The sequence below is a fragment of the Streptomyces sp. NPDC001903 genome, assembly GCF_042891345.1.
In the GTDB taxonomy this organism is placed as follows: Bacteria; Actinomycetota; Actinomycetes; order Streptomycetales; family Streptomycetaceae; genus Streptomyces.
Window position 1 is genome coordinate 68,903 of sequence record NZ_JBIASZ010000008.1, and the last position, 22,179, is coordinate 91,081.

A 22,179-nucleotide genomic window follows, 5' to 3' on the forward strand; every position below is an offset into this window, starting at 1 on the left:
CCCATGGCCACGCGCAACAACCCCTACGGGGCCTTCAACTTCCTCGTCAAACTCGGCGACACCGGCGGCGAGGACCAGATCGCCGGCGGCTTCTCCGACTTCAGCGGAGCCGGCAACGAGGTGAAGTTCTCCGAATACCGCAACGGCAACGACCCCGAGAACCACGTCCGCAAGATCGCCAACACCAACACGACCAACGACGTCACCCTCAAACGCGGCATCATCGGCGACCTGCGGCTCTTCAACTGGATCAAAGCCACCCGCGAGGGCGACCACGACGCCCGCACCGTCACCGTCACCCTCCACGACGAGGGCCGCCGGCCGGTCTGCGCCTGGGTGCTGCGCGCCGCCCAGCCCAAGAAGTGGGTCGGGCCCACCCTCACGGGCAAGGGCGGCGGGGAGGTCGCGATGGAGGAGCTCCACCTCGTCGCCGAACGCATCGACTTCCAGTCGCTGTGAGCCCCGCCGGACCGGGCCTCGGGGCCCCCGGGGTCTACCGGGACGCCCGGCGGCCGGCGCCCGCCTTCCGGCCCGTGCGCCTGGACATCGCGGGCTTCGTCGGCGTGGCACCCCGCGGACCCGTCGACGAGCCGGTCGCCGTGGACCGCTGGGCCGACTACCAGCGGTACTTCGGCGGCTTCGAGGGGCCGGGGCTGCTGCCGTACGCGGTACGGGCCTTCTTCGCCCAGGGCGGGGCCCGGGCCCACGTCCTGCGGGTGGCGCCGCTGCCGCGCGCCCCGCATCCCGCCGCCGAGGAGGCCTGCGCCCTGCACCTGACCACACTGGCCCGCGCGGACGCGCCCGGGGCCGACCCCGGCAGCGGCGCGCCCTGCCCGATCGGGCTGCGCGCCCGCAACGAGGGCGGCTGGGGCGGGCGGCTGTCGGTGCGCTGGGAGTTCACCGCGGCCGGGCAGTTCGAGGCCGCCGCAAGCGGCCGGGAACTGGCCCTGCCCGAGGGCCGCACCCCGCCGGCCGGCTCGGTGCTGCGGGTACGGGGGCCGGGACTGCCCGCCACCGGGAGCTTCTTCCGCGTCCTCGAACTGGCCGAACGGCAGGACGCGTCCGGGCCGCGCGTGCGGGTCGCCGTCCTGGACCGGCCGCCGGGCGCAGGCGGGCGGGCCGGCTCCGGGCGCGCCGCCCGCCCGCTGACGGTCGAGGCCGAGCTCGTCACCGCCACCGTCACCGTGGCCGACGGCGATCCGGCGTACCCCCGCCGGGAGCGGTTCGCGGAGCTCGGGCTGGGCCCGGCGCACCCCCGGTACGCCGCCTCCGTACTGGCCGGCGAATCCCTGCTGGTGGCCCCCGACGGGACCTGGCCCGAGGCGCTGCTCCCGCCCGACGCCCACCTCGGCCCCGCCCTCTCCCGCCCCGTCCGCCCCGGCGCCGACCGCCACGGGACCGTCGGCGGCGACAGCTTCCACGGGCCGGTCCCCGCCGAACTCCTGCCCGTCGGCGGGGTGGAGGGCGCCGAGGAGCTCCTGCCGGGGCAGGTCGTCGGCATGGACCGGATGGCGCTGGTCCCGGAGGTGGCGCTGCTGTGCGTACCCGATCTGCTGTGGCAGTACGGCGAGTCCGTCCCCACCACCGAGACCCCGCCGCGGGAACTCGGCGGCCGCTTCGCGCCCTGCCCGCCGCCGACCGCGCCCATGACCCTGCACCCGGCCCGGCCGCGCGCCCTGCTCCTCGACGGAGCGGCCCAACTGCCGGAGATCCTGCGGCGCCAGCAGCGGCTCGTCGCCCTCGCCGAGCGGCAGCGCCGGTTCGTCGCCCTCCTCGACGTGCCGCCGGGGCTCCCCGTCCGGGCCGTCGCCCGCTGGCGGGCCGCCTTCGACAGCTCGTACGCCGCCGCGTACCACCCCTGGCTCGGGGTCGTCGCGCCCGAGGACCCGGACCGGCAGGCGGTACACGTACCGCCCTGCGGGTTCGCCGCCGGCATCATCGCCGAGCGGGAGCGGAGCCTCGGACTGCCCTGGGGCCCGGCCAACGCCCTGGCCGCCGACGCCGTGACCGCCGCGCAGCGGCTCGGCGCGGCCGACTGCGACGAGCTGCACCTGCTCGGCGTCGACGTGTTCCGCGCCGAGCGCGACGGCTACCGCCTCGCCTCGGCCCGCACCCTCTCCCGGGACCCCGACCACCGCCAGCTCAGCGTGCGCCGGCTGATGACCATGCTCCGGCTCGTGCTGGACCGCCAGGCGCAGGGGCTGGCCTTCGAACCGCACACCCCGCAGCTGCAGGGCGCCTTGCGCGCGGCCGTCGTCCAGCTGCTGCGGGGGCTGTACCGCGGCGGGGCGTTCGCCGGCGGCACCGAGGACGAGGCCTTCTTCGTACGCTGCGACGAGCGCCTCAACCCCGGCTGGTCGCAGGGGCTCGGACGGCTCGTCGCCGAGATCGGCGTGGCCCCCGCCCAGCCCCTGGAGTACCTCGTCCTGCGGATCACGCAGGACGCCGACGGCGCCGTGGCGGTGACGTGAGGTGAGCGTGCCCGAACTCGTACAGACCTTCCGCTTCCGGGTGCGGCTCACCCGCAGCGCCACGCCCGGCCGGACCGCCGCACCCCCGCCCGACATCCCCCGCCCGCCGTCCGAGGCCGGTGCGCCCGGCCCCGCCGCCGTCGCCCCCGGCGCCGCGGACGCGGCCCCCGACCGGCTCGGAGACGGAGGGTTCCAGGAGTGCGCCGGGCTGGCCCTGGAGGCCGACGTGCGCGAGTACCTGCAGGGCGGAGCCAACGACGAGGCCGTACGCCGGGTCGGGCGGGTCAGGCTCCAGCCGCTCGTCCTCAAACGCGGCATGCTCATCGCCGCCGACGGCGGGAGCGCCGACACGAGCCTGTGGGACTGGCTGCACGGCATGGTCGCGGGCGGCGCCCCCGTACCCCGCTACGACGGGGACGTGGAGGTGCTCGACCCGGCCGGCCGGCGGGTGGTCGCGCACTGGACGTTCGTCCGCGGGCTCCCGCTGAAGATCACCGGACCGACGCTCAACGCCAGGACGGGGGAGATAGCCGTGGAGGAACTGCACATCGCCCACGAGGGCCTGCGCCTGGAGCGGACCCCGTGACGGCCCTGGTCCACGCCACCCTGCAGCGGCTCACGGTGACCGCCCAGCCGGGCAAGGACCGGCCGCCGCTGGTCAAGGAGGCCGAGGGCAGCAGGCCGCTGGCCGTGCAGTTCAACCCGGCCACGCTGCGGATCAGCCGCAACAACAACGTGGACCGGGGCGGGGCCACCACGAAGAACCAGAAGGTCCAGCACCCGGCCCAGGAGGGCTCCACCCTCGCCTTCGACCTGGAATTCGACACCGCCGAGCAGCGCGGCGGCGGACGGTACGTGGACGTCCGCCGCTGGACCGCCCTGGTACGGCAGTTCGTCGAACCCCCCGCGAAGACCTCCGACCCGCCGCCCGCCGTCCGCTTCGTCTGGGGCACCCTGCGCTACAACGGCATCGTCACGCAGGTCACCGAGGAACTCGACCACTTCGCCCCCGACGGCACCCCGCTGCGGGCCAAGGTCGGGGTGACCATCGTCGAGCAGAACTTCGCCTACCAGGCGCACGGCGAGGGCCCCGGAACCCGCGACGCCCGCACCGCCACCGAGGCCGGCGACCAGCGCACCGGAGCCGCCCCCGGCACGGCGGGCACCAGCCGGCCCCGGCAGGTGGTCCAGGCCCGGGACGGGGAGTCCGCCCAGCAGCTGCTGTCCCGGCTCGGGCTGGACCCGGCGGCCTGGCGCGGCGCGATGAGCGGGCTCGACAGTCCGCTGACCCTGGCGGCGGGCGCCGCCGTCCAACTGGGCGCGGAGGTCTCGGCGGGGTTCGCGGCCGCCGCCGGCATCAGCCTCTCGGCGGGCTTCGCCGGTGACCCCGCGCCGACCTCGGTCGGCGGCCTGGCCGCCGCGCTGGGCGCCGGCGGCGGACCGGGGGCGGACCCGGCGCTCGCCGGATTCGTGCTCGGCGCGGCGGGCGGGATCGCCGCCTCGGCGGACATCGTGGCGGGCGCCGCCGTGGACCGGGCCACCGCGCGGGCCCGGCAGGGCTTCGAGGTGCCGGACGCGGCGGCGGGCCCGCCCGCGGCGGAGCCGGGCCGCCCGCAGGGACCGGCCGGGTACGCCCCGCCGCCCGCGCTCGACCGGCGCTCCCTCGGCTACGGGCGGGGCGTACCGCTGCGGGTCCGCGCCGACCCCGCGACCCTCGCGGAGGTCCGGGCCGGCGGCGCCCGCGGCCTCGCCGGCCGGGCCCGGCACGAGGAGGTCCCGCCGCCCGACCCGGGAGCCGCCCCGTGGGAGCGGCTGCCGCCCGCCGCGCCCGGCCGGGCCGCCGCCGACTGCGAGCAACGCGGCCGTGACGCGGGCCCGACCACCCTGAGGTGGACACCGCGAGGAGGCCCGCCATGAGCGTGTACATCGGAGAGCTGCACACCGACGTGGTGCCGGCGGCGGGCGGCGCCGCCCCGCCCGCCGCCGGACCCGATCCGGCCGGCGGGAAATGGGCGGCCGCCGAACACCACCGCGAGGCCTGCGAACGAGCCGCCTGGCTCGCCGCCCGCGTCGCGGCGGAGGGCTTCGATGACTGAGGCGGCCATCGCGACCGTGTCGCCCGTCTTCGAGGTCGGGGGCTCCCTGGTCAAGGACCTCGCGCGGGACTGCGTACGCCTGGAGGTCGCCGAAGGGGTCGAAGGACTGCGCACCCTGCGCGGGCACTTCCTCGCCGTCGGCGCCGGAGCCAAGGGCCCCCAGGACCGGCTGCGGCACCTCGACGGCTCCACGGTCGGCCTCGGCAGCGCACTGAAGGTGGCCCTCGGGCCGCCGTCGCGCCAGCGGTACGTCTTCGAAGGCGTCGTCTCCGGCCTCGAACTCGTCCTGGGCGACGGCGAACCGCCGCTCGTCCTCGTCCACGCGGAGGACGCGCTGATGCGGCTGCGCATGACCCGCCGGACGCGCACGTACCACGACACCACCGACGCGGGAGTCGCCGAGGAGGTGGCGCGCGAGCACGGCCTCGCCGCCGACGCGGACGCCCCCGGACCCCGCTACGACGTCCTGCAGCAGCTCAACCAGAGCGACCTCGCGTTCCTGCGGGAACGGGCCCGGCTGGTCCAGGCCGAACTGTGGGCGACCGGCCGCACCCTGCACTTCCGCCCCCGCGGCAGCCGCGGCACCACCCCGCAGACCCTCGTCTACGGCGGCGAGCTCATGTCGGTCCGGCTCTGCGCCGACCTCGCCCACCAGCGCAGCGAGGTGGCCGTCACCGGGTACGACGCCGACCGGCGCGACATCGTCGACGAACGGGCCGGCCCCGAGGTCGTCGAGGCGGAGACGGCCGGCGGCCGTACCGGGGCCAGGGTCCTGGCCCGGGCCCTGGGCCCCGCCACCGGCCTGCGCGTCCGCGAGGCCGCTCTGACCGCCGAGGAGGCCGGGAGCTGGGCGCGCGCCGAAATGCTGCGCCGCGGCCGCCGGTTCGTGACGGTCGCGGGCACCACGAACGGCAGCCCCGATCTCGTCGTCGGCGGCAGGCTCACCCTGCGCTCGGTCGGCGCCCCCTTCGAGGGGGAGGGCTACACGGTCACCCGCATCCGGCACACCTTCGACGCGGACCACGGCTTCCGCACCCGCTTCGACGCCGAACGCTCCAGCCTGAACGAGGTGGTGTGATGGCCCTGCCCGCGCCGGCGGACGGCTCCGCCCCCGGATACTTCGGCGTCTACCCGGCGTTCGTCACCGACATCGTGGACGAGAAGCGGCTCGGCCGGGTGGAGGTGCGCTTCCCCTGGCTCGGCACGGACGGGGACCGCGACGTACGCGCCTGGGCCACGCTCTGCTCCCCGTACGCCGACGACGAGCAGGGCCTGCTGGTGCTGCCCGAGGTGGGCAGCCAGGTCGTCGTCGCCTTCGAGGCGGGCAACCCGCGCCGCCCGTACGTCCTCGGCGCGGCCTGGAACGGCCGCACCGCCCTGCCGCACGAGCCGGAGGAGGCCAACAACCTGCGCGCGCTGCGGTCGAGGACCGGCAGCCGGCTGGAGTTCGACGACACCCGGGGCGCGGCCAAGGTGCGGATCACGATGGCCTCCGGCCACGAGGTGACCCTGGACGACGCCGCCCAGCAGGTGACGATCCGGCACAGCGGAGGCTGCGTGGTGCGGCTGACGCCGACCGCCGTGGAGGTGCAGGCGAACGTGTCCGTCGACGTCAAGGCGCCCATGGTGGCCGTGAACGCCCCGCTGTCCACCTTCAGCGGGCTGGTGAAGTGCGGGACGCTGGTCACCGAGCAAGTGGTGATCTCCCCGGCCTACACCCCCGGCGCCGGGAACATCTGGTGACCGGCGCGGGCGCGTCCGCCGGGCACGGCTTCAAGGTCCTCGCCCCCTGGTACGCCTGCGAGCGCGGGCACTTCGACCGCTTCGACCCCTCGGCACACCCCCCGGTGCTCCAGAAGTACGCCTCCGCCGAGTTCGTACGGGACCTGGTGGCCGATCCGCGCGACTCGCTCCGCTTCGACCCCGACGAGGACGTCTGGTCGTACCCGGTGCCCGTCGCCCTCGCCGACCGCGGTCCGGGCCGGGCCCGGTTCGCCACCCACCAGCTGGTCCGCACCCGGCTGCGCAAGCTCTACCAGCCCAGCCACGAGCGCTTCTACGCGGTCGTCGTCGAGCTCTTCTGCGACCGGCCCGGGCTGCCGCGCCCGCAGTCCGCCGAAGGCCTCGAAGTGGGGTTCGTGATGCGCCGGCGGCACGTGGAGATGGACGCGCCGCCCAAGGTGCTGCGCACGCTCTCCCGCAGGCTGACGGCGGAGCTGCTCGCGGCCAAGGGCCAGGGGGGCCCGGACACCGGCCCGTACCTCTCGGAGGCCCCGGACGTGCTGTGGGCCGATCTCGCCCACCGCACGGCATTCGAGGACGCCCACCGCGAACTCCTCGACCAGGTCGACCTGAAGAAGGAGACCCGCGCCTGGATGGCCGGGGCGGCGGGCGGGCAGTGGCGCAGGCTCGGCGAGCCCCCCGCCCCGGGCCGCCCCCAGGACCGGGAGCAGGAGCTGCCGATGTGGCGGCTGCCCGCCCGCTCCGGCGACTGCGCGCACGCGGCGCCGCCGCCGCCCCAGCGGTCGCTGTGGTTCGGGGTGGTGCCGACCGCCTCCGCCGACCACGACGACCAGGGCGCCCCCAAGCTGGACGACCGCTCCGTCTACGAACTGCGCTGCTTCGTCCGCAGCGCCCCGCGGCCGGGCCACGAGCACTGCCCGCCGCGGACCTCCTGGAGCAGGCCCACCGAGCCCTTCCGGCTCGCGTCGTTCTTCGACCCCGAGGGCACCAAGAACCGGAAGACCTCCATCACCCTGCCCGACTTCCGGGCGGTGGCCGCCCGGGCCGCCGCACCCCCCGGCCCCGGCGGGGTCGCGATCACCAGCCCGCCCGGCTCGCAGCTGTCCTTCGACCCGGGCGGCGGTACGCCGAGCGGCGGCTCGGTGGGCGGCACCACCGCGCGGACCTGCACCTTCGCCCTCGAAATCTTCATGATCGTGGCGTTCTTCGTCTTCAGCCTGTTCCTGCCGATCGTGGTCTTCCTGTTCCAGCTGTGGTGGCTGCTCGCCCTGCGCTTCTGCCTGCCGCCCTCGCTGGAGGCGGCCGCGGCGCTGAAGGCCTTCTTCGACGGCACCAGGACCCTCGCCGACATGGGGCGGGCGGAGACCGAGGCCTTCGACGAACTCCTCGGCGCCAAGGGCGCGGGCGCCCGCCTGAAGGACGCGAGCGACGCCTTCGCCCCGGAGGACCTCGACGACCTCGTGGACCTCGTCACTCCGCCCGCCACCGCCCCTGTCCCGCTGCCGCCGCTGCCGGAGCCGCCGGTGGACGACCCGCTGTGCGAGGGGGGATGAGATGGCGGCTCCGGTACCCGCGGCCCGGGAGCCGGCCCGCGCGCCCGTCCCCGCCCCGACCCCGCGGGCACCCGCGCAGGCCCCCGTACCGGCGCCCGTACCGCCCGCGCCGGGAAGGCTCGCGGGCGAGCTGTCCCGTACGGTCCTCGCCCCCGACGTGCCCGGCGAGGAACTGGCCCTCCAAGGCGGGGCGGCCCTCGCCGTGCCCGCGCCGGTCCAGGAGTACCTGGACCGCAAGGGGGCCGCGGGCGGGCCCGTGCGCGTCCGCCTCGGCACGCTCGCGGCCGGCACCCTGCACCTGCGCAACGGCGCCCAGGGGATCACCACCGGTCCCGGGAGCGGCTTTCAGGCCGTCCCGCTGCTGCACCCCCTGCTGCTGCCGCTGCGCGCCGAGGGCATCGAGCCGGTGCTCGCCCTGCGGGTGCGCGACGGCGTACCGGAGGGGCACGCCTCGGCGAGGGTGAAGGGCGTACTGGCGGACGAGCCCCTCGCCCTGCTCCGCCGGATGGAGACCTGCGCCGAGGCGCTGGGCTGGCACGGACTGAGCGGTCTGCGGCTGGCGGGCGTGGAGAACGAACTGCGGGGCCCGACGCTCTTCGTGAGGGCCGCCGGGATGTCCTTCACGCTCGGCGGCTTCCTCGGCGCCTCCGGGAGCCTGGGGCTGGCCAACGACCTCGTGACCTTCAACGCCGTCGCGAAGGGCACGGTGGCCGGGCTCGGCTCGGTGGAGGTGCCGGTGGTCCGCGGGCCGGACGGGACGCTGTCCGGGAAGGCGATCGTGGACGTGGCGCTGCGCGGGTTCACCGGGCAGGTGACGGCCGCGTTCGCGGCCGGGCTCCTCGACGTGCGGGGGACCGTGCGCTACGCCAACGAGAAGTTCGACGGCCAGGTGACGCTGGTCGCCACCGATGCCAGGACCGCGCGAGAGCTGGCGGAGAGCCGGCTCCCGGCACAGGTGGCCTCCGTGACGGCGGCTCCGGCCGAGTCCGCGGGCCCGCGGCCGGGCCCCCGGGTGGTGGCCGGCTGGGGCTCGGTCGACGTACGGCCGGCGGACTGGCTGCGCGGCGAGGCGCTGGTGGTCGTCGACCACCACGGCGACGTGACGGTGGTCGGCAAGATCGAGCCCAAGATGGACAAACCGCTGTTCGAACAGAAGCACCACGTCAAGCAGTTGGCGAGGTTCGAGGTCCGGGCGGCCTACGGCATCCCGCTGGTCGGCAACGTGTTCCTGTTCGCGGGCATCGGCCTCGAAGCGGTCGCGGACCTCGGCCCCGCGACGCTCGACCGGATGGAGCTCACCGGCACCTGGTCGACCAAGCCGGAGGTGCTCAAGAGCTTCGCACTGACCGGCACCCTCAACATCTCGGCCTACGCGGGCCTGCGGCTCAAGGCCGAGGGCGGCGCGGGGATCCAACTCGTGGGACACGACATCAAGGCGGGCATCGCGCTCGTCGCACTCGCCGGAGTGCGCGGGTACGTGGAGGCCACACCGGTGATCGGCTACCGGGAGGTCGCCGACCCGAAGGCGGGCAAGCACGGGGAGTTCTTCCTGGCCGGGCACATGGAGATCGCGGCCCGGCCCTTCCTGGGGCTCGGCGGCGAGCTCTTCGTCGAACTGGACAGCCCGTGGTGGTCCCCGGCGCCGGACAAGCGCTGGAACTGGCCGCTGGGGCAGCTGGAGTACCCGCTGCCCGGGGAGTTCGGCATCGGGGCGGACGTGGAACACGTCCTGGGCTCGGGGAAGGTCCCCGAAATCACCTTCGGCGAGGTGGACTTCAGCCCGGACAAGTTCCTGACGGACCTGGTGGACGACCACGTCCCCGCCAAGTCGTCCAAGGAGGAGCGGAAGAAGGGGGCCTGGAAGGCCCCGGGCGCCGCCGCGGCCGCCCCCGCCGCGCGGCCCCCGGCGAAGGCTCCCGCGCGGGCCGCCCCCGCTCCCGCCCCGGCCAAGCCGGCGGCGCCCGAGGCGGCGCCCCCTTCCCCGGCCGTCCAGCACCGCTGGCTCGGCGGGCTGCAGGCCCTGGGCGCGCTCGCAGAGAAGTCCCACCGCGATCCGCAGGACGCGGCCGAACTGCGCGACGCCCTGGCCGGGATCAGGAGGACGTACGGCTTCACCGTGCTGGACGCCGAGTTGGCCGGCGGGACATGGCAGGTCACGGCCGCCATGAACCCGAAGACGAAGAAGGTCCCCGCCATCGACGCCGACACCTCGGCCCCCGGGGACACCGGCGGCGTGGTGGGCGTGGACCGCCGCGATCCGAAGGAGCTGCCCGCGTACCGCGGCGGCCGGTACGGCGAGCTGAAGAACCCGAAGACCGGCCTCAACCACGCCGGTACCGAGATCAACCACATTCCGCCGCAAGGCGTCACCAAGAAGATCAGGAACCTCTCCGTCGGCCGCGGCCCCGCGATCCAGATGGACAAGCAGGACCACCGCGGACGCAAGGACTCCGAGGGCAACTGGACCGACCACCCCAGGGTGTTGAGCACGGGCAAGTGGAAGGAGTCCGACGAGCACCGGGCCGGCCAGCTCGAACTGATGCAGGCCGAGAAGTTCAAGGCCGCCGTCCAGATGGACATCAAGGACATCCGGTCCAAGTTCAACACCAAGTACGACGCCGCCATCAACGAGATGAAGCCCGCCCTCCGGGAGGAGGGCTGGTGGTGACCCGGGCGGCCACGGTCCGGGGGAGCACGGCCCCGGGGAGCACGCCCCGGGGGAGCACGGCCCGGGGGGAGACGGTGCGGTGACGGTCCCGGCGGAGCATGGACGCCATGGCAGCATCTGACGCCCTGACATCCGCCCCCGGCGCCCGCGGCCCCGCAGCCCTCTCCGCCGCCGAGGCCCGGCTCGGGACCGGGCTCCGCTTCCCGTTGCGGCCCGGCAACGGGAGCGGCACCGGCAGCGCAGGCGCCGGCGGGGGCGGGCTCGGGTGGGTCGCCGGGGCCGCCGCGATCCGGCAGTCCATCGAGACCGTCCTCGACACCGAGCCCGGGGAACGCGTCATGCGCCCCACCTTCGGCTGCGGGCTGCGCCGCCACCTCATGGCCCCCGACACCCCCGCCACCCGGACCGCGATCGCCGCCGAGATCGCGGAGGCGCTCACCGCCTGGGAGCCCCGGATCCGGGTCACCGAGGTCGCCGTGACCCCGGGGGAGGAGCCCGCCCTCGTCTGGATCGACATCGCCTACGTGCACCTGCTCGACCAGCGCCCGGACAACCTCGTCTACCCCTTCTACCTGCGATAGGGGCCGGGTGACGACGGTATGCCGCTGATCGGACCCATCCTCGACGACCGCACCTTCGAACAGCTCCGGGACGAGCTGGTCAAACGGATCCCGGTCTACGCCCCCGAGTGGACCGACCACAACGCGGGCGACCCCGGCATCGCCCTGCTCGAACTCTTCGCGCACCTCGGCGAGTCCCTGCTCTTCCGCTTCAACCAGATCCCCGACGCCACCAAGGTCGCCTTCCTGCGGCTGCTCGGCGTCCGCCCGCGCCCCGCACTCACCGCCCGCGCCCTCCTCGTCCTGCAGACCGAACGCCCCGAGGGCGTCCCGGTGCCGCGCGGCACCGAGGCCATGGCCGGCGCGGTCGCCTTCGAGACCGCCGGCGAGGTCGTCGCCTGGCCCCTGGAGACCCTCGCCGTCGGCAAGACGCCCGCCCCCGAGGCCCCCGGCCCCGCCGAGATCCGGCGCCGGCAGAACGCCGTCGAGGCCCTGCCCAAGGCGGAGCGGGGGCGGGTGGCCTCCGGGGCGCCCGTCTCCTTCTACGTCACCACCGCCGTCCCCGCCGACCCGCTGGACCCCGACCTGCCGCCCCTGGACGTCAGCACCACGCTCGACCGCTCCCTGTGGATCGCCCTGCTGGCCAAGAACACCACCGACCCCCGCCTGCTGGCCGGCCGGACCCTCTTCGTCGGCGTCGTCCCCGACGAGCGGCTCCCGCGCCCGTACGACCTGCGCGCCCGCGACACCCAGGACCCGACCCGGCTGCGGGCGGGCGACCTCGTGAGCGCCCCGCCCGGCTTCCTCTGGGAACTGTGGAACGGCCCCGACGCCCCGACCGCCTTCACCTCCCTCGCCGTCCTCGGCGACACCACCCGCGGGCTCACCACCGCCGGGGTGGTCTCCCTCGAGCTGCCCGCGGCCTTCCCCACCCATCCCCGGGGCCGCACCGCCCCCGGCGACCTGCACAGCCCGCCCCCGCTCGAGGACGAGAAGGCCGCCGCCCGCGTCCTGGGCTGGCTGCGGGTACGCCGCCCCGCCGGCGAGAACGACGCCATCCACCGCATCCGCTGGGTCGGCGTCAACGCCGTCGGCGCCGTCCAGGCCCGCACCGCCGCACCCGAACTCCTCGGCACCGGCACCGCCGACGCCGGCCAGGTGCTGCGGCTCACCCGGCGCCCCGTCCTCGCGGGCAGCGTCCGCCTGGAGGTCGAGGAAGCCGACGGCTGGCGGCCGTGGACCGAGGTCGAGGACTTCGCGGGAAGCGGCCCCCTGGACCGCCACTACACCCTCGACGCCGAAGCCGGACTCGTCCGCTTCGGCACCCGCTGCCGGGTGCCCCGCATCGGCGAGCGCGTCCGCGTCCTCTCCTACCGGTACGGCGGCGGCGCCGCCGGAAACGTCCCGGCGGGCGCGATCGGCGCGCTCACCGGCGTCGCCGGAATCAAGGCCGCCAACCCCCTCCCGGCCTCCGGCGGCGCCGACCCCGCCTCCCTCGCCGACGCCCTGGAAGCGCTCCCCGCCGAGGTGCACCGCCGCGACCGGGCCGTCACCTGCGAGGACTTCCGCTCCCTGGCCCTCGAAGTCCCCGGCGTGCGCCGCGCCGAGACCCTGCCCCTGCTGCACCCCGACACGCCCGCCCAGCCCGCCGCCGGCGTCGTCAGCGTGCTCGTCTTCCCCTCCGAGGACCTGCGCGACCCCGGCGCCCCGCTGCCCGACCTCGCCCTGCTGCGCCAGGTGGCCGCCCATCTCGCCCCCCGGCGCCTGGTCACCACCGAGCTGTACGTCATCCCGCCCACCTACGTGGACATCGCCGTCTCCGTCGGCATCCGGACCCGGGACGGCTACCAGCCCGACGCGGTGCGCCGCTGGGTCGAGCTGATCCTGCGCCAGTACCTCGCCCCGCTGCCCCCGTACGGGCCCGAGGGCGCGGGCTGGCCGCTGGGCCGGGCCGTGCGCCGCGCCGAACTGGAGGCCGTCGCCGTCCAGGTGGAGGGACTGGAGTACCTGGAGGACGAGCTGCTGCTGGCCCGGCGCTCCGGTACGGGCTGGACCCCGCTGCCGCTCGTGCCGCTGAACCCGTGGGAGGTGCCCCGGGTCGCCGCCGTCACCGTCGTCACCGGCAGCCCGCTGCCCGTCGGCGCGGGCCACGGCTCCCCGCCGCCGCCCCCCGGCGACCCCGTCGTCGTACCGCTCCCCCCGGAGGTGTGCTGATGTACGGCGACCGCGCGATCGGCGTCGTGGCCGACCCGGACCAGTGGGTGCGCTGGCGCCACGAGTCCACCGCCCTCCTCGACGAGGGCGGGGTCTGCCTCGCCTGGGAACCCGAGCCGGAGTCCGGGCCCGACCCCGGGACGGCCGTCCACGGACCCGCCGGACTGGCCTTCGACCGCTGGGGCCGCGCCTACCGCTCGTACCCGCGCGCCGGACGCGTGGAGGCCATCGCACCCGGCAGCGGCGGCGCGGGTACGCCCCGGCACCGGCCCGGCCCGCTGTGCGTCCCGCGCGGGCTCGCCGTGGACGGCGCCCAGCGGCTGTTCACCGCCGAGTCCGGGGCCGGCGCCGTCCACGTCGTCGACCTGTGGGGCGAGCGGCCGCTGCGCCGAATCCCGGTGCGCAGCGCGGCCCGCCCGCACCGCCGCCCCCTCGACGTCACCGCCCACTGCGGGGCGGTGGCCGTCCTCGTCACCCGGCCCGCCGGGATCGTGCTCCTCCAGGGCCGCCGCGGACCGCTGCGCGGGCCCGTACTGCGCCACCCGGCGGGGAGCGAGGGCCTGCGCCCCACCCGGATCGCCGGCCACGGCGGCCACCTCCACGTGCTGTGGACCGGGGCGGCAGGCGGGCACGCCGTCGTCGCCCGCGCCGACGGCACCCGGCCGCTCGCCGTACCCGACGCCACCGACCTCGACCTGACCGCCGACGGGGCACTGGTCGTGGCCCGGGGCCCCGGCCAGCCGTTCCGACGGTTCCGCAGGGACGGCGCGGAGTGGGCGGAGATCGAACCCCTGCGCGCCCCCGGCTACGACGGGGGCGCCATGACCGTCGACCCCGACGGCCGCGTCGCGTTCACCACCGCCGAAGGCCTCGCCCGTACCGCCGGCACCGCCGCCCGCCACACGCCCGCCGGGAGCGTCATCGGCTACCGCCTCGACGCGGGCGAGTACCGCACGCGCTGGGGCCGGCTCTTCCTCGACGCCTGCGTGCCGCCCGGCACCGAGGTCCGCGTCAGCTTCCTGACCACCGACGAGGACACGGTCCCCGACCCGCTGCCCTGGTCGCCGCCCGTGCGCGGGCCGCGCTCCGTGCGCCATCCCGAACAGACCCCTCCGCTGCCCTCCCGGGCCCTGTACGCCGACCGGCTGCCGCCCTCCGCCCCCCTGTTCCGGCGCCCGACCGGCCGCGAACTGCCCTGGACCCAGATCGATCCCGAGGACGGGTTCGAGACGTACGAGGCCCCCGTCCAGGCCCCGCCCGGCCGCTACCTGTGGATCGTGCTCCGGCTCGCCGGCACCCCGCGCCTGACCCCCCGCGTCCGGGCCCTGCGCGTGGAGCGGACCGGACACCGGCTGCCCGCCGCGCTCCCCGGGGCCTGGAGCCGGGACGAGGCCGACGCCGCCTTCCTCCAGCGCTTCCTCGCCCCCGCCGAGGGCCTCCTGCACGAGCTGGACTGCCGCGCCGCCCTGCGCACCCTGCTGCTCGACCCCCGCTCCACCCCGCAGGAGGCGCTCGGCTGGCTGGCCGGACTGCTCGGCCTGGCCCTGGACCGGCGCTGGCCGCCGGCCGCCCGGCGCGAGCTGATCGCCCAGGCGTACGACCTGTTCCGCATCCGCGGCACCGTCTCCTGCCTCGAACGCGTCCTGCGGCTCTACCTCCCGCTGCCCGTCAGCGTGGTGGAGCACTGGCGGCTGCGCGGCCTCGGCGGAGCGGTGCTCGGCGCCGGACCCGGCGGGGCCCCCGCGCCGGCCGTCGGCGGCGCGGCGGGCACGGCCGGCGCGCTGGGCCGGTTCACCGTGGGCGGCACCCGGCCGGGGGAGGACGGCTACACCGCCACCGCCCACCGGTTCAGCGTGCTCATCCCCGCGGACCCGAGCCCCGTCCAACTCGACGTGGTCCGCTCCATCGTGGAGGCCCACAAACCGGCCCACACCCTCGTCGACATCTGCCCGCTCGGTGCGGGCATGCGGATCGGCCGCACCCTGCACCTCGGGCTCACCTCCGTCGTCGGCCCCGGCGCCGCCTGGGGCCCCGCGGTCGTCGGCCGGGTCCGGGTCGGCGAGGACGGCATCGTGGGGGTGCCCGCCGGCGGCTCCCGCGTCGGCGAGAGCACCATCACCGGGGCGGTGCGCGTCGGATGAGCGGCCCCACCGTGGTCATCGAGCGGCTGTCGGCGACCCTGCACCACCACCCCGCCGCGCTCCCGCCGGCCCAAGACCCCCTGCGCGGGCCCCTGCGGCACGCGGTCGGCGGCCCGCTGGAAGCCGCCCTGCGGGCCCTGGACCTGCCCCCCGGCCACTGGTGCCTGGCCCGGCTCGACCTCACCCTCGGCCTCGACCTGGACCGCCCCGATCCGGCGCTCGCCCGTGAGTGGTCCGGGGCGGTGGCCGTCGCCATCGAGCGGACCGTACGCGAGGGCGGCGCGGCCCCGGACGCCCTCGTGCACTACCGGCACGACGCGGACCTGCTCGCCGACGCGGTCGCGGGTCTCGCCGCCGGGCGCCGCGAACGGCTCTGGGCCTGGCGGCAGACGGGGATCGTGCGCCCCGCGGACCCGGCTCCGCAGGCATCGCCGGGCCCTGCGTTGCTGGCCGCCCTCGAACGCCACCCGCGGCTCGCCGCGGCCGCCGTCCTGCGCGCGGCCGGGCAGTGCGGACTCGCCGCGCTGGACCGCGCCCTGGGCCGGGAGGGCTGGCAGCGCCTGGCCGCCCTCGCGGCGCCCGGGGAGCCCGCCGCGGGGGTGCCCGGCCCCGGCACCCGGGCGCTCGCCCGCACCCTGCTCGCCGGATCGCCGCTGGCCGGGCTGGTCCGGGCGTCCCGGCTGCGCCCCGTCGAACCGGTGCTCGCCGCCTGGGCCGTGCTGGTCCTGGCGGAGAGCGACCCGGCCGCGTTGGAGCGGCCCGCCGCCCGGCCCGGCCTGCGCCCCCTCCTGGCGGAGGGCCTGCGCGCCCTCGCGGGCGGCCCCGCGTGGCCGGCGCGCGCAGTGGACCCGCGCATCCGGGAATCGGCGGACGGCGGAGGCGGCGGACGCGGCGGGTGCGCCGGGGACACCGGATGCGCCGGATGTGCCGCGCATGCCGGGTGCGACGCAGCCGCCGATGGCGCCGGGTGCGCCGCGTGCGCCGGACGGTGCACGCGTGACGGGGGCGCCGGACGCCCCGTCGACACCGGGCCTGCCGAGGACGCCGGGCGCCCCGGGCGACGCGCCCGGGACGGCGTGCCGGCATCGGGGGCCGACGGCGCGGGAGCCCCGCCTGGCCGGGACGCGCCGGCGCAAGGACCTCCCGCCGCCGGCCCGGGCCGGCGGGACGCGGAGGGCTCCGGTCCCGGCCCGGGCGCCCTCCCGGCGGACGGCACCGGCGCGCCGGGCCCCGTACGGCCCGCGGGGCCGGGGCGCGGACCTGTGGGCGGCGCCGCCACCGACTGGGCCGGGCTGCTGTTCCTGCTCGCCGCGGCTGCCGGGGCCGGACTCCCGGACCGCGCCCTCGGCGAACCGGCCCTGGCCGAGCGGCCGTTGCCCTGGGTGCTGCACGCGGCCGCCCGCGCCCTCGTCCCCGGCATCGCGCCCGGGGACCCCGCCGCCCTCGCCCTCGCCGGACTCGGCCCCGACCGCGCCGCCGTCCTCCTGCGCGCCCCGGCGGCGACTGCGTACGAGCAGGACGCCGTGGACGCCCTCGCCGCCGACTGGGCGCGGGCCACCGCCGTCCGCCTCGGCGACGAGCGGTACGCGGGCGACCCGTTCGGCGCCGTCGCCGCCGTCGCCCGCCGCCCCGGCCGGATCACGGCCGAGACCGGCTGGATCGAAGCCGTGTTCGCCTTCGCCGACACCGACGTGGGGGTCCGCCGCGCCGGGCTCGACCTCGACCCCGGCTGGATCGGCTGGCTCGGCGCGGTCGTGAGGTACCGCTATGCCTGAGCGCGTCAGCCGCGACCTGTCCCGGCGGGCCGCCGAAGTCGCCGTACGCGTGGCCGAGTTGCTGGAGACGCTGTGCAGCGAGGAGGCGGGCGGCGAGTCCGTGGCCTTCCTGCGCGACTGGGCCGCGAGCGCCGCCGAGCGGGCCGCCGCCGCACCCGGCGGGCGCCCCCCGGCCGACACCCCGCTCGACCGGCTCGTGCACCGGTACGGGCTGGGCTCCCTGGAGACCGAACTCGTCCTGTTCGCCGGGCTCCCCGAGGAACACGAGGGCCTGGCCCGGACGTTCCGGACCATGAGCCCCGGCGGCGCCCCGCACCCCAGCGTGGGCCTGGCCGGCCTGCTGACCGACTGCGCGGCCCGTACGGCCGCCCGTGCGGCGGCCCCCGGCGGCGTACGGGGGCGGGCGCCCGACCGGGTCGCCCTGCGCCGGCTGCTCCACGAGGGCCCGGCCGTCCGGGCGGGCGTGCTCGAACTCGCCGGCGACGGCCCCTTCCACGAACGCTCCCTGACCCTCGCCGACGGCTTGTGGGAGGCCCTCCACGGCTACCCCGCCCGGCCGTCCGCCCTGGAGGAGACCGACCCCGGACCCCCGGTCGCCGGACTCGACGACTGGCTCGAACTCCCCGAATCCGTGCGGGCCGTCGCCGCCCTGCGCTCCCGCGAACCCCGCATCCTGCTGGTCGGCGCCCGCGACGAGACCATCGCCCTCAGCCGCTGCGCGGCCCTCGCCCACGCCGCCGGACTCGGCCTGCTCGCCGCCCGGACCCGCTCCGAAGACCCTCGCGCCATGGGGCTGCTGGGACTGCACGCCGCCGTACGGGGAGCCGTGCCGCTGCTGGTGGTGCCGGCCCCGCAGGGCGGGGCGGCCGGCCCGGTCACCCCCGCCGTCGCCCGGATCCCCGGCCCGCTGCTGGTCTGCGCGGCGCCCGGCACCGTACGCCCCGGCCCGCAGCGGCCCGTACTCACCGTGCCGGTCGGGCCGATCGGTACGGCGGACCGGCGCACCGCCTGGCGGGCGGCGCTGCCCCAGGCGCCGGAGCGCGCCCCCGAACTGGCCGCGCGCCACCCCCTCGACCCGGCGCTCACCGCCCAGGTCGCCCTCGACGTGCACAGCCGCGCCGCACTGGCCCCGGGAGCCGGGCAGGGCGGCGCCGGCCCGGACGTCTCCGGCGCCATCCGGGCCCGGGCGGGGGCGCTGCTGCCCTCCGGGGTCGACCTGCTCAGCCCACGGGCCCGCTGGCCGCGCCTCGTCCTCGGCGGGGAGGCGGACGGCCAGCTGCGGGACGCCGTGGCCCGGCTGCGCCACCAGGCGCTGGTCTTGGACGACTGGCGGCTGCGCGAGGCCGCCCGGGCCGCACGCGGCGTACGGCTGCTGCTCACCGGGCCGCCCGGGACCGGGAAGTCGCTGGCCGCCGAGGTGCTGGCGACCGAGGCGGGCCGGGACCTGCTCGTCGTCGACGGCTCCGAGCTGGTGTCGAAGTACATCGGCGAGACGGAGAAGAACCTCGCCGCCTGCTTCGAGGTGGCCGAGCGCACGCAGGCGGTGTTCCTCCTCGACGAGGCCGACGCCCTGTTCGCCACCCGCACCGAGGTCTCCGAGGCCAACGACCGGTTCGCGAACATGGAGACGGCCTACCTGCTCCAGCGGCTCGACCGGTTCGACGGGCTGGCCGTGCTGACGACCAACCTGCGCCAGAACATCGACGCCGCCTTCATCCGCCGCATGGACTTCGTCGTGGAGTTCCCGCTCCCCGACGAGGCCGGACGGTACCGGATGTGGGAACTGCACCTGCCCCGCCCCCTGTTGGACGCCGACGTGGACCTGGCGGGGCTCGCACGGCACTATCCGGTGCCCGGCGGCTGGATCCGCAACGCCGCGATCGGCGCGGCCTTCCGGGCGGCGGACGACGGGGGAGCGGTCCGCCAGGGCCATCTCGTCGACGCGATGCGGCGCGAGTACGGGAAGGCGGGCCGCCCCTTCCCGGGGGAGCCGGCCGGGCCCGCCGGTGCGGGCGCGGACCGGCGGGCCGCGCGGGCCCTGGACGAGGCGTACGACTTCCCCGCCCCGGCGAACGGCCGGCGTACCCAGAAGGAGAGCTCATGACGGCGCTCGGCTCCGGCGGCACCCCGTGCGGCTGCGGCTGCGGGTCCGCCCCGGACCTGCCCACCGACCCCGCGTACGGGGGCGGGCCCTGCGGCCCCGGCCCCTGCGGCGGGGACGAGCTGCCCGTGAACCCCTTCCTCGCGCTGCGCGTGGCCTTCGGGATGCTGCTCGGCGAGGACGACTTCCGCGTCCTGATGGGCAATCCGCGCGGCAAGCTCATGCTGCACAACGCCTGGCTGCACGGTCCCGGGGTGGTCTGGGGGCTCGGGACCGTCCGGGACGGCGACGAGCTCAGGGTGCTCCCCGGGCTGGCCGTCGACGGGCTCGGCCGCGAGCTCACCCTCGAGGCGGCCTGGTGCGTCTCCCTGACCGCGTGGGCGAGGGACTGGATCGAAGCGCATCCGCCGGGGGAGGAGCCGAAGGACGCGGCGGCGGATGCGCCGGCGGCCGAGGGCTCCGAGCCCGGTCCGCCCCGGCGCCACACCGTCGAGGCCTGGATCCTCGCGGAGTTCGCCTCCTGCCCGGACCGGCCGGTGCCCGCGCTGGCCGACCCGTGCGATGTGACACGCCGGCACGACGACTTCTCGCGGATCGTCGAGACCGCGCGGATCACGATCCGCTCCACCGCCCCCGCCCCCTGGCGCCCGTACCACCGCGTACGGGTCCTCCTCGGGCTCGACGAGGCCGCCCCGGGGGACACCGCCGGACAGGAGGCGCTGCGGGAGGCCGTCGAGGTGGCACGGGTCCCCGCGGACCGGCGGGCGCCGGCGCTGCTCGCGGCCTTCCGCCGGCTGGCCGCCGCGGACGCCACCGCGCTGGCGCCGGAGCGCGCCGAGGGCGACATGTGCCCGCCGTGGGCGCCGGTCGCGGAGGACCACGCCCCCGTCGTACTGGCCCGCCTCGCGGTCGCACTCAGCGAGTACGACGGGTGCGTACGGATCGAGGAGGTGCGCGCCGACCCGTCCGTGCGGACGGCGCTCCTGCCCGCCACCACCGTCCAGGAGCTGGTGTGCGGCCTGGCGCCCGGGATCATCGGAGCCGCCGCCGAGGCGGACGCCGGGGGGCCGCGGCTGATCCGCGGCTCCCTCGCCTGGAGCCGCGAGCACACCGTGCTGAGCTTCGAGGTCACCGCCCCGCTCGCGGCGGGCTCCGCGGAACCGGAGGGCATCGAGATCACCTCGCTCTCCGACTCCGGCCGGGGCTGGGCGAGCGACGAGGTCGCCGGGATCAGGGTGTCGGCCGACGGGCTGCGCGTGAAGGTGGACCTCGACCAGCGGCCCGCGTACGAGACGGTCCGCGTCCGCGTCCGCGGCACCGGGCCCAAGCCCCTGTACGGCCGGCATCCGCGCGCGCCCTTCGCCGGGATGGAGGGCGGCCCGCCGGGCACCGCCGACGAGGGGAACGACGCCGTGGTCACCGTCCATCTGCCGCGCCAGGCGGCCCCGGGGAGGACCGAGCGATGACGACCAGCGAAGCCACCCCCGGGACCGCGCCGACGGCCGGCCCCGCGAGCCCGGCCCCGCCCGCCGCCCCGTCCGCGACCGCCGACGGCGGCATCGACCGGCTCAGCGCGTTCGACGGGCTGTTCCTGCGCGCCGAACACCTCAACCGCATCCAGGACTACGCCCGCGAACTCGCCCTGGCCGTCGGCGCGGCGGGCGGCCCCGGAGTGGTCGAGGGCTACGAGGTCAGCGTCAAGGACGGCACCCTCCGCGTCGGCGGCGGTCTCGCCGTCTCCCCCGAAGGCCGGCCCTTGCGCTCGCAGCGCCTCGTCACGCTCCCGCTGGCCGCCCTGACACCCGGGCCGGACGGTTTCTGGTGGGTCGAAGTGGCCCCCGACTCCCGGCCCTACGGCGAAGCCCCGGTACAGGGCAGCTACTGCGACGACCCCTGCGCCGGTACGGGCACCACCCGGCGCCCCTACCTCGCCGAAGGGGTGCGGATCCAGCTGGCCGAGGGCGTCGAGCCGGGCCTCGACAACCAACTACCCTCCGCCCGGCGGAACTTCCTCGCCTCACGCGTCTTCGGTGCCGAGCGCACCGAGCACTCCCCGTGGCCGTACGGGACCGGCCACGCGCACCTGCCGCCGTCCTGGGCCCCGCCGGCCGCGCCCCCGGGCCGGCCGAGGACCGTGCGGATCGCGGTGCTCCTGCGCGATCCCGGGAGCCCCGACGGGTGGGAGGTCGACATCTGGACGGCCCGGCGCGACCGGGCCGCGGCCCCGCCGCAGCGCTACTGGCAGTCACGGCTCGGGATGCGGCCCTGGGACGCGTACACGGCCCAGATCCTCCAGTTCCAGGACCAGTTGGCGCAGGTGCTGGGCGGCGCCGCCCAGCCGCCCGGGGCCGATCTGGGGCCGCTGCTGGAGCAGTTGGCCCTCATCGGTGAACAGGGCTTCCTCAAGAGCCACACCAAGGACCAGCTGGGCGCGGAGGTGGCCCGGATCGTCACGGGCATCGGCGAGGGCGCCCTGATCCGGCCGCGGGCGGCCGGCGGCCCGTACACCCTGGCGGAGCTGGGCATCGCGGAACTCCCGCCCGCCGGGTACCTGCCGTTCACCCCCGAGCCGGAGCAGGGCGCCGCCCCCGGCGGCGCCGCCGGGGTCCGGGCGCTCCTGGGAGCGCAGGTGGACCTCAGGTACTGCACCTGCGCGCTCGCCGACGTCGCCCGGGCCGTGGAGGAGGCGCGGCACCGGGACCGCATCCGGCTCGACGAGCCCGTCGGCGTGGACGTCCTGCTGCCCGTCGACGACCGGGAGGCGCCGGTCGGCGACTGGGTCGCCTTCGTCAGGAGGGATCAGCGCCACTGCCACAGCCCCGGATGAAAAATAGCACTCGGTGACTGATCGGTGACG

General features: G+C 77.0%; 16 protein-coding genes. All 16 read left to right on the forward strand.

Translation table 11 applies throughout. The annotated features are described in order from the left end of the window. Window positions 1-3 precede the first annotated feature (3 nt). The 16 genes from ACFYZS_RS19325 to ACFYZS_RS19400 all read left to right on the forward strand — a co-directional run bounded on the left by ACFYZS_RS19325 (window position 4) and on the right by ACFYZS_RS19400 (window position 22,149). On the forward strand, window positions 4-459 hold the full coding sequence (locus ACFYZS_RS19325; RefSeq protein ID WP_389013656.1) for a phage tail protein: 456 nt from the start codon (window positions 4-6) through the stop codon (window positions 457-459). Then, entirely contained in the window at window positions 456-2,471 is a 2,016-nt protein-coding gene (locus ACFYZS_RS19330) for a hypothetical protein (RefSeq protein WP_389013658.1), read from the forward strand. The genes ACFYZS_RS19325 and ACFYZS_RS19330 overlap by 4 nt, the downstream gene beginning before the upstream one ends. A 1-nt stretch (window position 2,472) precedes the next feature. Then, window positions 2,473-3,057, forward strand: coding sequence for a phage tail protein (locus tag ACFYZS_RS19335; RefSeq protein WP_389013661.1), 585 nt, complete (start codon window positions 2,473-2,475; stop codon window positions 3,055-3,057). Beyond that, window positions 3,054-4,388 carry a hypothetical protein gene (locus tag ACFYZS_RS19340; RefSeq protein ID WP_389013664.1) on the forward strand — a complete coding sequence of 445 codons (1,335 nt, stop codon included), beginning with the start codon at window positions 3,054-3,056 and terminating at the stop codon, window positions 4,386-4,388. The genes ACFYZS_RS19335 and ACFYZS_RS19340 overlap by 4 nt, the downstream gene beginning before the upstream one ends. Next, complete coding sequence (locus tag ACFYZS_RS19345; RefSeq protein ID WP_389013667.1) at window positions 4,385-4,567, forward strand: hypothetical protein; 183 nt, start codon at window positions 4,385-4,387, stop codon at window positions 4,565-4,567. The genes ACFYZS_RS19340 and ACFYZS_RS19345 overlap by 4 nt, the downstream gene beginning before the upstream one ends. Further along, a complete protein-coding gene (locus tag ACFYZS_RS19350) occupies window positions 4,560-5,645 on the forward strand; it encodes a phage late control D family protein (RefSeq protein WP_389013670.1) in 1,086 nt (361 codons plus the stop codon). Before ACFYZS_RS19345 ends, ACFYZS_RS19350 begins: the two co-directional genes overlap by 8 nt. Further along, complete coding sequence (locus tag ACFYZS_RS19355) at window positions 5,645-6,310, forward strand: phage baseplate assembly protein V (RefSeq protein WP_389013673.1); 666 nt, start codon at window positions 5,645-5,647, stop codon at window positions 6,308-6,310. The genes ACFYZS_RS19350 and ACFYZS_RS19355 overlap by 1 nt, the downstream gene beginning before the upstream one ends. Next, window positions 6,307-7,863 (forward strand): hypothetical protein, encoded by a 1,557-nt coding sequence (locus tag ACFYZS_RS19360; RefSeq protein ID WP_389013676.1) that lies wholly within the window; start codon window positions 6,307-6,309, stop codon window positions 7,861-7,863. Before ACFYZS_RS19355 ends, ACFYZS_RS19360 begins: the two co-directional genes overlap by 4 nt. A 1-nt stretch (window position 7,864) precedes the next feature. Beyond that, window positions 7,865-10,531 carry a hypothetical protein gene (locus ACFYZS_RS19365; RefSeq protein WP_389013679.1) on the forward strand — a complete coding sequence of 889 codons (2,667 nt, stop codon included), beginning with the start codon at window positions 7,865-7,867 and terminating at the stop codon, window positions 10,529-10,531. 107 nt (window positions 10,532-10,638) lie between these two features. Then, the gene (locus ACFYZS_RS19370) at window positions 10,639-11,112 is read left to right on the forward strand and encodes a GPW/gp25 family protein (RefSeq protein ID WP_389013682.1); all 474 of its coding nucleotides are present in this window, start codon (window positions 10,639-10,641) and stop codon (window positions 11,110-11,112) included. Between the two features lie 18 nt (window positions 11,113-11,130). Next, complete coding sequence (locus ACFYZS_RS19375; protein WP_389013685.1) at window positions 11,131-13,305, forward strand: putative baseplate assembly protein; 2,175 nt, start codon at window positions 11,131-11,133, stop codon at window positions 13,303-13,305. After that, window positions 13,305-15,446, forward strand: a complete 2,142-nt coding sequence (locus ACFYZS_RS19380; RefSeq protein ID WP_389013686.1) for a phage tail protein — start codon at window positions 13,305-13,307, stop codon at window positions 15,444-15,446. The genes ACFYZS_RS19375 and ACFYZS_RS19380 overlap by 1 nt, the downstream gene beginning before the upstream one ends. Continuing rightward, window positions 15,443-17,221 (forward strand): hypothetical protein, encoded by a 1,779-nt coding sequence (locus ACFYZS_RS19385; RefSeq protein ID WP_389013689.1) that lies wholly within the window; start codon window positions 15,443-15,445, stop codon window positions 17,219-17,221. Before ACFYZS_RS19380 ends, ACFYZS_RS19385 begins: the two co-directional genes overlap by 4 nt. Then, window positions 17,214-19,325, forward strand: a complete 2,112-nt coding sequence (locus ACFYZS_RS19390; RefSeq protein ID WP_389013692.1) for an ATP-binding protein — start codon at window positions 17,214-17,216, stop codon at window positions 19,323-19,325. Before ACFYZS_RS19385 ends, ACFYZS_RS19390 begins: the two co-directional genes overlap by 8 nt. Beyond that, window positions 19,322-20,788, forward strand: coding sequence for a hypothetical protein (locus ACFYZS_RS19395; RefSeq protein WP_389013695.1), 1,467 nt, complete (start codon window positions 19,322-19,324; stop codon window positions 20,786-20,788). The genes ACFYZS_RS19390 and ACFYZS_RS19395 overlap by 4 nt, the downstream gene beginning before the upstream one ends. Next, window positions 20,785-22,149, forward strand: a complete 1,365-nt coding sequence (locus ACFYZS_RS19400) for a hypothetical protein (RefSeq protein ID WP_389013698.1) — start codon at window positions 20,785-20,787, stop codon at window positions 22,147-22,149. Before ACFYZS_RS19395 ends, ACFYZS_RS19400 begins: the two co-directional genes overlap by 4 nt. Window positions 22,150-22,179 lie beyond the last annotated feature (30 nt).